At 71.3% G+C, this 12,119-nt stretch carries 12 protein-coding genes and 1 pseudogene; 6 read left to right on the top strand and 7 right to left on the bottom strand.

Features of this window, described 5'->3' with window-relative positions; translation table 11 throughout:
- The first annotated feature begins 47 nt into the window (after positions 1–47).
- The gene (locus ACZ3I4_RS08190) at positions 48–725 is read left to right on the top strand and encodes a hypothetical protein (protein WP_465381178.1); all 678 of its coding nucleotides are present in this window, start codon (positions 48–50) and stop codon (positions 723–725) included.
- On the opposite strand, the gene ACZ3I4_RS08185 is transcribed toward ACZ3I4_RS08190, so the two are convergent.
- On the bottom strand, positions 672–1,052 hold the full coding sequence (locus tag ACZ3I4_RS08185; RefSeq protein ID WP_465381177.1) for a hypothetical protein: 381 nt from the start codon (positions 1,050–1,052) through the stop codon (positions 672–674). The two genes, ACZ3I4_RS08190 and ACZ3I4_RS08185, sit on opposite strands and share 54 nt — an antisense overlap.
- A gap of 95 nt (positions 1,053–1,147) precedes the next feature.
- Between ACZ3I4_RS08185 and ACZ3I4_RS08180 the strand changes: the two genes are divergently transcribed.
- Genes ACZ3I4_RS08180 through ACZ3I4_RS08170 form a run of 3 tightly spaced genes read left to right on the top strand, consistent with a single transcriptional unit; the run spans position 1,148 to position 3,517 of the window.
- Positions 1,148–1,600: a hypothetical protein gene (locus ACZ3I4_RS08180; RefSeq protein ID WP_465381176.1), complete on the top strand. Its 453-nt coding sequence runs from the start codon at positions 1,148–1,150 to the stop codon at positions 1,598–1,600.
- Between the two features lie 45 nt (positions 1,601–1,645).
- Positions 1,646–2,497, top strand: a complete 852-nt coding sequence (locus tag ACZ3I4_RS08175; RefSeq protein ID WP_465381175.1) for a helix-turn-helix domain-containing protein — start codon at positions 1,646–1,648, stop codon at positions 2,495–2,497.
- Between the two features lie 60 nt (positions 2,498–2,557).
- Positions 2,558–3,517, top strand: coding sequence for an NADP-dependent oxidoreductase (locus tag ACZ3I4_RS08170; RefSeq protein WP_465381174.1), 960 nt, complete (start codon positions 2,558–2,560; stop codon positions 3,515–3,517).
- A 29-nt stretch (positions 3,518–3,546) separates the two neighbouring features.
- On the opposite strand, the pseudogene ACZ3I4_RS08165 reads toward ACZ3I4_RS08170, so the two are convergent.
- A pseudogene (locus ACZ3I4_RS08165) lies at positions 3,547–4,296 on the bottom strand (aldo/keto reductase); the annotation flags it as partial.
- A gap of 162 nt (positions 4,297–4,458) precedes the next feature.
- Positions 4,459–4,617: a hypothetical protein gene (locus ACZ3I4_RS08160; RefSeq protein WP_465381173.1), complete on the bottom strand. Its 159-nt coding sequence runs from the start codon at positions 4,615–4,617 to the stop codon at positions 4,459–4,461.
- A gap of 228 nt (positions 4,618–4,845) precedes the next feature.
- On the opposite strand from ACZ3I4_RS08160, the gene ACZ3I4_RS08155 reads away from it, so the two are divergent.
- Positions 4,846–6,360 carry a GGDEF domain-containing protein gene (locus ACZ3I4_RS08155; RefSeq protein WP_465381172.1) on the top strand — a complete coding sequence of 505 codons (1,515 nt, stop codon included), beginning with the start codon at positions 4,846–4,848 and terminating at the stop codon, positions 6,358–6,360.
- Here ACZ3I4_RS08155 and ACZ3I4_RS08150 read toward each other — a convergent pair.
- The gene (locus ACZ3I4_RS08150) at positions 6,329–6,835 is read right to left on the bottom strand and encodes a TetR/AcrR family transcriptional regulator (protein ID WP_465381171.1); all 507 of its coding nucleotides are present in this window, start codon (positions 6,833–6,835) and stop codon (positions 6,329–6,331) included. The two genes, ACZ3I4_RS08155 and ACZ3I4_RS08150, sit on opposite strands and share 32 nt — an antisense overlap.
- Before the next feature lie 170 nt (positions 6,836–7,005).
- Between ACZ3I4_RS08150 and ACZ3I4_RS08145 the strand changes: the two genes are divergently transcribed.
- The gene (locus ACZ3I4_RS08145; protein ID WP_465381170.1) at positions 7,006–7,944 is read left to right on the top strand and encodes an NADP-dependent oxidoreductase; all 939 of its coding nucleotides are present in this window, start codon (positions 7,006–7,008) and stop codon (positions 7,942–7,944) included.
- Here the strand turns inward: ACZ3I4_RS08145 and ACZ3I4_RS08140 are convergent.
- From ACZ3I4_RS08140 to ACZ3I4_RS08130, 3 genes are read right to left on the bottom strand one after another with little or no spacing between them, the layout of a single operon-like run.
- The gene (locus ACZ3I4_RS08140; RefSeq protein ID WP_465381169.1) at positions 7,941–8,399 is read right to left on the bottom strand and encodes a GNAT family N-acetyltransferase; all 459 of its coding nucleotides are present in this window, start codon (positions 8,397–8,399) and stop codon (positions 7,941–7,943) included. The two genes, ACZ3I4_RS08145 and ACZ3I4_RS08140, sit on opposite strands and share 4 nt — an antisense overlap.
- A 40-nt stretch (positions 8,400–8,439) precedes the next feature.
- Positions 8,440–10,665 (bottom strand): transglutaminase TgpA family protein, encoded by a 2,226-nt coding sequence (locus tag ACZ3I4_RS08135; RefSeq protein ID WP_465381168.1) that lies wholly within the window; start codon positions 10,663–10,665, stop codon positions 8,440–8,442.
- The gene (locus tag ACZ3I4_RS08130) at positions 10,659–11,813 is read right to left on the bottom strand and encodes a DUF58 domain-containing protein (protein WP_465381836.1); all 1,155 of its coding nucleotides are present in this window, start codon (positions 11,811–11,813) and stop codon (positions 10,659–10,661) included. The genes ACZ3I4_RS08135 and ACZ3I4_RS08130 overlap by 7 nt, the downstream gene beginning before the upstream one ends.
- Positions 11,814–12,119: the final 306 nt, after the last annotated feature.

Below are 12,119 nucleotides of genomic sequence, written 5' to 3'. Positions count from 1 at the left end.
GGCAGCCGGGCGCACAGGCGAGACGACGGCTGCGAGAGCATGGCGTCATGGCGCTTCTTGTCGAGATTCATGTTCCGCTGCCCAGTTCCGAGGAGGTCGAGGCCGGTACGCAACCGCACCCGATCGAATGGATCGAGGAGGTGGAGGAGTTCCTGGTTGACCTGGAGGAGGCCGCGGTCTACGACGACGGTGAGGAGTTCGGCGAGGTGTACGTCTTCTTCATCGCCGAGGCGGACGAACCGACGCTCCTGGAAGTGGCGTCCCGAGTGGCGACGCTGGACGGGGTGCCGGCCGGTGCCTTCGCCATGATTACCGACGACTCTGCTCCCGAAATGGGGATGGGCCGACGTGTCGAGTTGCCGACGGCATCGCCGAGCCGTACGCCGGACGTCACGGTCGAGCTGACCACAAGGCAGTGGCAGATCATCGACGGGACCCTGGACAGTGAGGTCAGCGTGGCGGCGGAGAACGGCGACCCGCAGCGCGTCGTCGTTGCCTGTAACGCGATCCGGGCCGCGGGCCGCGATCAGGTGACGAACGGGACGCCGAACTGGCCACCGACGGAGCAGATCGTCTCCGTCACGCTGTCGAGCGCGCAGTGGCATCGGGTCTGCTCGGCGCTGCTGGAATGGGCGGACGTCTCCGACCGGGTGGGGAATGTCGAGGACGCCTCACTGTCCCGTACGGTCCACGGTCTTGTCGCTGCCCGGCTGAACGAACTCTGATCCCTGCTGCGCGGCTCGTATCGCGGCGGCGACCTGCACGACGTCCAGCTCGACAACGATGTCGTCGCCGTCGCGTACGCCTCGCTCGCTGACCGCCGAGCCGATCAGGGCGAGTTCGGCGGCATCGTCGCGAAGTTCGTATTCTTCGCGGCTCTCGTCGCCGATGTCGCCCTGTTCGTCGCGGTTCCAGGCCGCGACCGCCTGCTCGGCCAGCGATCGCGGCAACCGCACCGTGACCCGGCCGACCTGCGGCTCCACACGAGTGCCGAGCGCCGCCAGCACGGCCCGGTCCTGCCGATATCGCACGTACTGCCGACGATTGACCATGAGCCGAGACTAAACGGGGCGGGCCACAACAATTCCACAGGGAAGTGACGCCAGCCTATGGATGTCCAGCACATCGGCTGTTGAAGGAGACATCCATGAGGAAACTGGCTGCTGCTCTCGCCGCGATCCCGCTGATCGCCGGCGCCGCCGCCCCGGCCCACGCCGCCGCGCCGGGCGTCACGCCCGACATGATGCCGGCGGCCACCCTGGCCATGCTGAACGCCCGCGTCGCCGAGGACCCGGCCAACTTCATCTGGAACGAGAAGGAGAGCAAGGTCGCTCTCGGCGTGATCCACCTGCGCGACTACGACTACACGTACGGCACCCACGACACGACGATCCAGCCCGGCACCAGCACCCTGGACGATTGGAGCACCACCGCCGGCTGGTACACCGGCCCGGGCTACTGCACCCAGCAGTACCGGTCGGACTACGGCGGCCCCTTCCACCGCCAGACGCCCGACCTGCCCGCGGGCACCCACTACATCGGCGGCTTCACCACCTACGCGGTGTACGTGTACAAGAAGCGCACCGCCGCCGGCTGCTGAGGCTCGAATCCCGGGCCGACTTGATCTTCCGGGCACACTTGAGCCGTGAATCGTGACGATTTCGGCGCGGCGGTGCGCCAGTTGCGGGAGAGTACGGCCCCTGCCGCGGTCGGGCTACCGGTCGGCCGCCGCAGGGTGCAAGGGTTGCGGCGCGAGGAACTCGGCGAGCTGGCGGGCATGTCGGCGGACTACGTGCGCCGGTTGGAGCAGGGCCGCAGCCATCCGTCGGCCGGGGTGGTGAACGCCATCGCTCGTGCGTTGCGAGTGGGGCGGGCGGAGTACGAAAGGCTCTGCGCGCTGGCCGGGTACGCCGCCGCGGACGGCCAGGTGCCGAACGAGGTCGGTCCGGGCGCGATGCGGCTGCTCGAGCGGTTCACGGACACTCCGATGTTCGTCTCCGACGCGGCGATGAATCTGATCGCGGTCAACAGCGCGTTCCTGGCCCTGGGGCACTGGGAACTCACCGGCGATCCCTGGGAGTGGAACATTGCCTGGCGTACGTTCTGTGATCCGTTCAGTGGTTTCCAGCAGTCCGCGGCCGACGCCACCGACCATCAGGCGGTCCTCGTCGCCCAGTTGAGGAATGCGCTGTTGCGCTACCCCGCCGACTCGTCGCTGGCCGCGCTGGTGGACGAGATGCGTAGCCGGAGCCGCCGGTTCGACACCCTGTGGCGCGCGCCGCGACCGGTGGCGGCGTACGAAAGCAGTGCCTCGTTCCTTCATCCCGACGGCCGCGCCGTCACGCTCGTCGGCAGCCTGCTCGCCATCCCCGGCGACGATCTCGCGGCTCTGGTGCTCACCGCGGCGCCCGGCTCGGCCGACGCGGCGCGTCTCGCGGAGATCGTCAGCACGGAGGAACCGGCCATCGTCAAGGTGGGCCGGACTGGCCCAGGCTGACCGCGGCAGATCCTGCCAGATTGGGTGACGTCCACGGCGCTCACGAAGGCAGGCTCAGTAATGAAGGCAGTACGTTTCCACGAGTTCGGCGGTCCCGAGGTCCTGCGCTACGAGGACGTCGAGCAGCCCACCCCCGGCGCCGGTCAGGTCCGGATCCGGGTCGCCGCGACGTCGTTCAACGGCGTCGACGGCAACATCCGGGCGGGCTTCATGCAGGGCCCGATCCCGGTCCAGCTTCCGCACACGCCGGGCATCGATGTCGCCGGCACGGTCGACGCGCTCGGTGACGACGTGGACGAGGTCGCGGTCGGCGACCGGGTCGTCGGCTTTCTGCCGATGGCGGGGGCCGGGGCGGCCGCCGAGTTCGTGATCGCGCCGGCCGACATCCTGACGGGGGCGCCCAAGAACCTTCCGCTGGCCGACGCGGCGGCCCTGCCCCTGGTCGGCTTGACCGCGTGGCAGGCACTGTTCGACCACGGCAACCTGACCGCCGGCCAGCGTGTGCTGATCAACGGCGCCGGGGGAGCGGTCGGTGGATACGCCGTGCAGCTGGCCAAGGAGGCCGGCGCCCACGTCATCGGCACGGCCGGCCCCCGCAGCGCCGCGCGGGTCGAAGCCGCCGGCGCCGACGAGGTGATCGACCACACCGCCACCGACGTGACCGCGGCGGTGACCGAGCCGGTCGACCTCGTGCTCAACCTCGCCCCGGTCACCCCGCAACAGCTGGCCGCTCTGGTCCCGCTGATCCGTGACGGCGGCACCCTCGTCAACACCACCGTCTGGATGCCTGCCCCTTCCGACCCGCAGCGCAACGTGCGCGGCATCGACCTGTTCGTCCGCAGTGACGCCGACCAGCTCGCCGACCTGGCCGCCCGCGTCAGCACCGGGGAGTTGCGCGTCGAGGTTGCCCAGCGAGTGGCCCTGGCCGACCTGCCCGCACTGCACGCCCAGGCCGGCGCGGGCGAACTGCCCGGCAAGACCATCGTCCTCGCGCCCGCCGCGACGGCATCCTGCAGGTGATGCGGCTTGGTGGCGCCCACGATCGGGCAGGAGACGACCGGCTTGGACAGCACCCAGGCCAGCGCCACCTGGGCCATCGCGACGCCCCGGGCCTCGGCGACCTGCTGGATCGCGTGCACCACCTCCTCGTCGACGTCGCGGTCGAACGCCTTGGCCACGTTGTCCGAGGACGACCGCGCCGTCTGCTGACCCCAGGGCCGGGCGGCGCGGCCCTTGGCCAGCGGCGAGTAGGGGGTCAGGCCGACACCTTGGTCGAGGCACATCGGGATCATGTCGCGCTCTTCCTCGCGTTTGAGCACGTTGTACTGGTCCTGCATCGCCGGGAACGTGGTCCAGCCGTGCCGGTCGGCGGCGTGCTCCGCCTTGGCGAACTGCCAGGCCCCCATCGACGAAGCACCGAGATAGCGGACCTTGCCGGCCCGGACGAGGTTGTCGAGGGCCTGCATGGTCTCCTCGACCGGCGTCTCGGGGTCGAAGCGGTGGATGTAGTAGACGTCGATGTAGTCGGTGCCCAGCCGTTGCAGCGAGGCCTCGGCCTGCTCCAGGATCGCCTTGCGGGACAGGCCGCTGCCGCCCGGCCCGTCGTGCATCTTCCCGCTGACCTTGGTGGCCAGCACGATGTCCTCCCGGCGCGAGTACCGGGAGATCGCCCACCCGACGAACTCCTCCGAGGTGCCACCCTGGTAGACGTTCGCGGTGTCCCAGAACGTCACCCCGAGCTCGACGGCCTGCCGGAAGAACGGCGCCGCGGCGTCCTCGTCCAGGGTCCACTGGTGCATGCCGGCCGCCGCCCGCCCGTAGCTCATGCACCCCAGCCCGATCCGGCTCACCGGAGCCCGGTGCGGCCCAGCCGTGTGTACTCCACCGCGGTACCTCCTGCTCAGCCGGCACCACACCGTGTGGCCGGACGCTTCAGCCTCGCATGCATGCTTCGCGCCGGTTCAGCCGTCCCCGTGCACCTCGAATCGGACAATGACCACCTCACTGTCTGATTGCAGGCGCGGGTAGTAGTTCCGCAGGCCGGGCAGGACGTCGGCGGCGCGGGCGAAGCCGTCCTCGCGGGCCTCGGCGTCGGTGATGCTGTCGAGGCGTCGCGTCACGGCTGAGGTGATCCGGCCGGGGCAGGACCACCTCGTCGTCGGACTCGAAGACCAGCAGGGCCGGGCCGGCGCGTACGGGATCCTCGAAGCGCATTGTCACCCGCTTGCTGCCGTCGCGGACAGCGGGAAGGTGACTGGCGCGGAACCGCAGGCGCTGCAGCGTGGTCACCGGGGAGCGTAGCGGCCGGGACAAACCGGTCTCAGTTTCCGCGGTGGGGGACCGATGTGATGATCGTGGCGTTCTCGGGGGTCCGCCGGCTGTGGATCGGTTACTGCGCGGTCAGTGTCGTCCTGACGATCGTCCGGGTCGTCGTGGCCGAGGGGTCGACGGCGGCGGCCCTGGTGACGTACGTCTATCCGCTGTTGACCATGGCCGCCATCGGCGTCGGCATCAAGGTGAACCGGCCGCCACGCAGGTTGCCCTGGATTCTTCTGCTGATCATGACCGTGGTCGGCGGGGCCGGTAACGTCATCGTCTCGGTCTACCTGGTTCACGGCGGGGTGCCGTTCCCGTCGTCGGCCGACCTTCTCTTCCTGGCCTGCTACCCGCTGTGGCTGGCCGGTCTGATGCTGCTGGTCGACGGCCTGTCGTGGCGCCGTGACCGGGCCGGCGTCCTGGACACGCTGATGGTCACCGGTGGTCTCGGGCTCGGCGTCTGGATGCTGTTCCTGCGCGACCTGATCGGCCCGGCCATGCCGCTCGAGACCCGGCTCGTCAGCGTCGCGTACCCGCTGGCCGATCTGCTCCTGCTGGCCGGGGTCATCCGGATGTTCACCTCGGCCGTCCGGCGCGGCCCGGGCTTCTGGCAGCTCGCCGCCTCCCTCGGTGTCCAGGGCCTGGCCCACGTCGGCTTGATCTGGCAGTTGTCGCACGGCGCCAGCACCACCGCACTGGCGCCCGCGTTCGTGTTCAGCGCGCTGCTGCTCGGTGGCGCCGCGCTGCACCCGTCCATGGTGCGGGTCGGCAGCATCGACCGTCCGCCCGCCGCCGGCATCACCCCGCGGCGGGTGCTGCTGATCAGCTCGGCCTGCCTGCTCAGCCCGGTGCAGCTCATCGCCGACGGCCTGCTCACCGACGGCACGACCGACTGGATGGCCGCGTCGATCTGTTCCATCGTCGTCTTCCTGCTGCTGATCGTGCGGATCCTCGGGCTGATCCGCACCGTGCAGGACCAGGCCCACCAGCTCGAGTCGCTGGCGTATCTCGACGGTCTCACCGGCATCCCTAACCGCCGGGCCTGGGACGCCGAACTCGATCGCCGGCTCGCCGTCGCCCGCCGGTCCGGGGGCACGCTGGTGGTCGGCCTGATCGATCTGGACCACTTCAAGCGCTACAACGACATGTTCGGCCATCCGGCCGGCGACGAGCTGCTGCGCCACGCCACCTTCGCCTGGCAGCAGCAACTGCGGGCCGGTGACCTGATCGCCCGCTACGGCGGCGAGGAGTTCGGCCTGATCATGCACTGCCGGCTCAAGGACGCGGCAGTGATCATGGACCGCCTGCAGGAGGCGACACCGAACGGGCAGACCTTTTCGGCCGGGCTGGCCCAGTGGACCGGGGGCGAGTCGGCCGAGCAGCTGACGGCCCGGGCCGACGCGGCGCTCTACTCGGCCAAGCGGGGCGGGCGCGACCAGTTCTCCGTGTCCGGCCATCCCGGGTACACCGATCTGCAGGCCGACTTCGTGAGCGATGCTTCCGGGGCGGAATCCTTCAGGACGGGGAACGCAGCCCGTCCATCATGATGGTCAGCAGGCGGGCCGCCCTCGCTTCGTGCTCGTGCGGGTGGGCCACGGTGAAGATGCCGATGAGGTTGGCGGCGATGTCCTCGGCGGTGACGTCGGCGCGCAGTTCACCCGTCGCCCGGCCGGCGTCGAGGATCGCGTCGATGGCCGCGAACAGCTCGGTCTGGGTCCGGGCATGGGCGATCTCGCCCGACTCGATCATGGCGAGCAGGGTGTCGAGCATGCCCTTCTTGGTGGCGATCCAGTTCCCGAACAGCTCCGCCCACCGTCGCAGCGCCGCGGGCGGGGGCAGCTCGGCGAGCAGCTCGCGGGCGCCGTCGGTGAGCCGCGCGACCTGGTCCCGGTAGACCGCGTCGACCAGCGACTCGCGGGTGGGGAAGTGCCGGTAGAGGGTGGCGATGCCGACCCCGGCCTCCTGGGCGATCGCGCGCATCGACGGCTCGGTGCCGGCCGAGGCGAAGAAGCGGGTGGCCACGGCCAGCAACTGTTCGCGGTTGCGGCTGGCGTCCGACCGCGGTCTGCGGCTCTCTGCTCCCGCCGTTCCCGCCGTTCCCGTCAAAACGGATCACGCTCCGGTTGTGCTACGTTGACAACGTCGAAACGGAGCATAGTCCGTTTCGGTTGTCTGATGCGCTTGGAGAACACGTGAGCCCGCAACAGAGCCGAGCGGTCCAGTACGAGTCGTTCGGCGGCCCCGAGATGCTCCGCCTCCGCGAGGTCCCCGCACCACAAGCAGGCGCCGGGCAGATCCGCATACGGGTCACCGCGGCCGGCCTGAACCCGATGGACTGGTTCATGACCTCCGACGCCCGGACCGCCGCCCGGTTCGGTCTGAGCCTGCCGTGCGGGTTCGGCACCGACTATGCCGGAGTCGTCGACCAGGTCGGTGCCGGCGTGACCGCGTTCGCGGCCGGCGACCGGGTGTTCGGCGGCGCCCTGTCCCGCGCGGTCGCCGACCACGTGCTGATCGACGTGGCCGGAACCATCGCGGCGGGCGGCGACGCGCACCACACCCCCGACGGCGTCGACGACCGCACCGCGGCCACCCTCGCCATTGCGGGTTGCACGGCCGCGGCCGCCCTCGCCGTCGTCACCCCAGGCCCCGGCGACACCCTGCTCATCGGCGGGGCGGGAGGCGGAGTCGGCGTGTTCGCCGTCCACCTGGCCCGCCTCGCGGGCGCCCGGGTGATCGGAACCGGATCGGCGACCTCAGCGCCGGCCCTGCGGGCCCTCGGGGCGGACCCGGTCGCGTACGGCGAAGGCCTGGCAGACCGGATCCGCGCCCTGGCTCCCGGCGGTGTCACCGCGGCCGTCGACCTGCACGGGACCGAGACAGCGCGGGTGGCACGAGAACTCGGCGTGCCCGACAAGCGCATCACCACCATCGCGGCCCAGATCGACGGCATCACCCCGGCCAACGGCGCCAACGCCGCCCCGGGCGCCATCGAGGACATCGCCCGCCTGGTCGCGGCCGGCCGGCTGCGCGTGCCCGTCGCGGCGACTTTCCCGGTCGAGCAGATCCGCGCCGCGGTCGAGCTGCAAGCCGGCCGGCACGTGCACGGCAAGGTCGTCATCGAGCTCTAGACGAGGTTCTTGGCCAGGTTGCGGCCGGTCTCGGTGAAGCCCAGCTGTTCATAGAGGGCCCGCGCCCCGGTGTTGTGGGCGAACACGTGCAAACCGATCCGGCGCAGCCCGTGGTCGTGGCACCAGCGCTCGGCGGCCAGCATGATCGCGCGGCCGTAGCCTTGGCGGCGCAGATCGGGTTCGACGGCGACGTTGTAGATGAACGCGGTGCCGTCGGTGACCTTGATCCAGAGGAACCCGACCCGGCGGTCGCCGTCGTAGGCGTACCAGAAATGGTGGTCCGGGGTGGCGAACTCGTCGGGGAGCAGCCGCGCGTAGGTGCCGGCGGCCTCGCGGTCCGCGTCCCGCGCCGACCGGCCCGACGCGACGACGCTGCGCGCGTAGTGCGCCTCGGCGTCGGCCCGCCACGGCCCGTACTCGTCCTCGGTCATGGGTTGCAGCCGGACGTCCGTCATGATCTCAGATTATGGCGCGGCGCATGATCTGGTGATTCCGTCACCGCCAGCGCAGCGGCCCCGGATGGACGCTCCACAGCAGACGCCGCCACCAGCTGCGACGCGAGCGCAGCTCCTCCGCGTACGCAATCGCCTGGTCCGCGGCCTTGTGCGCCTGACCATCGTCGGCGGCGCCCGGAGCGAATCCGACCGTGTTGATCCCGGCCACCAGCTCGTCGAGCGGCGGCATGTCGCCTGCGGCGGGCTCCGGCGCGGCCCGGCGCAGGCGTTTCGGTGGCGGCGGTTCCTGCGCGTACGCCGCCGCCTCGCTGGCCGCCAGATGCCGCGGCACCGGCTGCCCGGCCAGCCGCAGCGCGTCACGGAACTCCGACCACGCCCCGGTGATCCGCTCGTCCGGGCTGCCCGCGGTCAGCCGCCGCCGGCGCAGCGAGCGGCGCATCAGCACGACCGTCCCCGCCGCCGCGACCAGCACCAGCAGCACCGAGCCCGACGCGCCCCCGACCACCACCGCGGCCGACGGCCCGCCACCCTCCGGGGCCGCCAGCAACGCCGGCGGCCCCGACGACGAGGGCGTGTCCGTCGGCGCGGGCGGCTCCGACGGCGGCGTCGGCGGCTTCGACGGCTTGGGTGTGAAGTCCTCCTCGACCGGTCGCGGATTACGGCTCTTGGGCATCGGGTCGAACGCCACCCACCCCAGCCCGTCGAACAGCACCTCCGGCCAGGCCAGCGCGCTCGCCGCGGTCACGATGCCGCCCGCCGCCGGCGCGTCGAACCCGACCACCACCCGGCTCGGCAGCCCGGTGAGCCGGGCCAGCAACGCGAACGACGCCGCGAACTGCTCGGAGGTGCCCATCTGACCGCCCTGCTGACGCGGCCCGAACAGGAAGAAATTCAGATTCGGATAGGCGTGCCCGCTCGGCGCATCGGCGACCTTGCGATAGTGCTCGGCCAGAAACTCCTCAATGGCCACGGCCCGATCGAACGACGCCCCATTGCCGTCGGCCAGCTGATCGGCCAGCCGCTGAATGCCATCCGGAACCTGCGCGCCCACCGCCAGATACCGCGCCACCGCATCGCCCGACGGGGAATCCGCGGTCGGCAGCAGATTCAGGTCCGGCGTCTGCAATTGCGACGTCACCGAATACTTCAGACCCGCCGTCAGCCCCTCCGGCCGGATCATCGTCCCCGTCGAGGCGTCAAAGGCCACCCGCGCTCCCTGTACGCCCGTAGGCGTCGGCACCACCGGGAGAAGCCGCCCGGTGAGCCCGTCGATAATCACGTCCTGGCGCACTTCGGTCAGCTGCGTGTCCGGCAATTTCGGCTGCGGCGGAAGCACCCGCCCCGCATTGCGATACGTGGCCCCGACCCGCCAGGTCACCCCGTCGTAGTCGGGCAGCACCGCCAATCGCAGCCGCAGCCGCTTTCCCGGCGAGGCCGACGCCCGCGACACCTTCAGCAGCGGCTCTTTCGGCGTCAGCGCCCACCCGGAAATGCGATTGAGCGGACTCTCGTCCAGGCTGTCCACTTGCGGCGGCTCCACGTATTGCCGCGGATCCACCGGCGTAGCCCCGACCTTTGCGCCCACCCACGGCCCGACCGCCACCATCAGCGCCAGCACCGCCACAATGCCCGCGGCAACACCGGCAAAAGCCCTTCCCCGTACGGCTTTTCCGGCGTCACCACCCACATCGGGCTGCTGCGCCGTACGGGCACTGGCCGCCAGCGCCACGACCGCCAGCGCGGCGAAAATCAACGTCGGCGTCCCGGCCGTATCCGCATTGGGCCCGACCAGATACAGCGCGCCCCCATAAAGGGCCGCCACCGGCAGCAGCCCGAGCAGAACCCGCCCCGCCCGCACCGCGATCTCGGCCCCCGCCAGCCCCGCCAGCCAGGCCGCGAGCACCGGCACCACCACCGTGTCCGGGGTCGGCTCGACCGGAATCATCGCCGTCAGCAGCCGCGGAATCCCGTTGCGCACACTGTCCTGCACGATGTCGGCCAGCGGATCGGTGATGTCGGCCCGCCCGGCCGCCACCCGCAGCGCCAGCACCGCGTACGCCGCCATGAGCACAGCCGACATCGGCGCCACGACCCAGTTCGGCACCCGGCGGCAGGCCAGGCTGAGCCCCACCGACCCCACCGCCGCCCCGGCCATCAGCTCCAGCAGCAACGACCCGGCGAAGACCCGGCCCAGCACCACCCCCGACAGCGCGATCATCCCCGCCAGCGCCACCGAGACGACACCGGCGCGGACCCACCTCACCATCCCCGCACCCCGTCCCAGGCGGCGGCGAACTCGGACCCGTCGGCCGCCTCGATGACGATCAGGCCGTCCCCGCCGGAGACCGGGGCGCCGTCGCGGTCACCGAACAGCCCCGCCATCACCACCGGGTAGGGCCCGCGCAACGCGCTCACCGCACCCAGATCGTCGCGGCCGCCCGGCCCGGTGAGGAACACCAGCGTGTCGCCGAGGCGCTGGGCCCGTACGCGCCGAAGGGTTGCCGCCAGATCGCCCGCAACCAGCGCCGCCTGGGTTAGCACGTCGAGATAGGGCCCGGACGCCACACCGGTCACCAGGTGCAGGCTGACCGGAATGTCCTCCCGGGCGGCGGCAGCCACAATCGACGCCGCCGCCTCACAAGCGGATTCGAACGAGTCGGCGGTGCCGTCACGCACGTCAGGATGCGCGGCCGCCCGATCGTCCAACAGCACCACAATCGTCGGCTCCGACGTGTCGAGCTGCTCACGGACCATCAGCTCACCGACCTTGGCACTGGACCGCCAATGCACCCGCCGCAGTTCGTCGCCGACAACGTATTCGCGCAACGAGTCGAACGTGATCGTGCCGTGCGGCACCTTGTCGATGCGCCCATCGAGACTGCGGGCCATCCCGGCCGGCACCGCCCGCAACAGATGAATCCGCGGATGGACCCACACTTCGGCGATTTCCCCGTACGTCCGGGCCAGCGTGATCAGCCCCAAGGGGTCGCCGCGGGTGACGCGCAGCGGCCCGATCGGCACCACACCCCGCCGGCTGGTCGGCACGGGGTAGTGGGCGGTGGTGTCCCGCCTCGGCCGAAGCCGCAGCAGCGGCACGGGCACCGACCGGTTACCGCACCGATCGGATGCGACCAGGTTGGCCGCCCGAACCCGGCTCGTGTTCCGCACGGTCAACGTCATCTGAGCCGCTTCGCCGCGAGCAACCCGGTCCGGGTCGGCCACCCGGTCGACGCCGAGCCGGGGCCGCCAGAACGCGAACACCACTGCGCACGCCAGCGCGATCCCGGCGGCCGCGCCGAGCAGCGCCAGATCCGGGTAGCCATACCGAAATCCCGCCACCAGCAGCCCTACCGCGGCAACGATCACCCCGTAACCGCGCGCCGTGACACCGGTGGTGCGCCGCCACTTCCGCAGCCCGTCGCTGGCCCGCGCGCCAAGGCTGTCCGGCGTGGCGGGGGTTTCAGGCGGCTTTGCGGCGGCGTTCCGGGCGCCTGCCGGCGTTGCGGTGTCTGGCGTGGTGGGTCCGGCGCCTACCGGTTTCGCGGTGGCTGGCGTGGTGGAGCCGCTGCCTGTCGGTTTCGCTGTGTCTGGGGTGGTGGGGCCGCTGCCTGTCGGTTTCGCGGTGTCTGGGGTGGTGGGGCCGCCGCCGGTGGGCGGGGCGCAGCCCACCCGCCGCGGCGGCGCTACGGTGGGCGGGTGAGTGGTAACGCCCCCGCCCGG

The organism is Actinoplanes sp. NPDC021490, assembly GCF_055562135.1.
The sequence above is the reverse complement of the archived record's forward strand: the minus strand, read 5'-3'. Positions and strand labels throughout refer to the sequence as shown.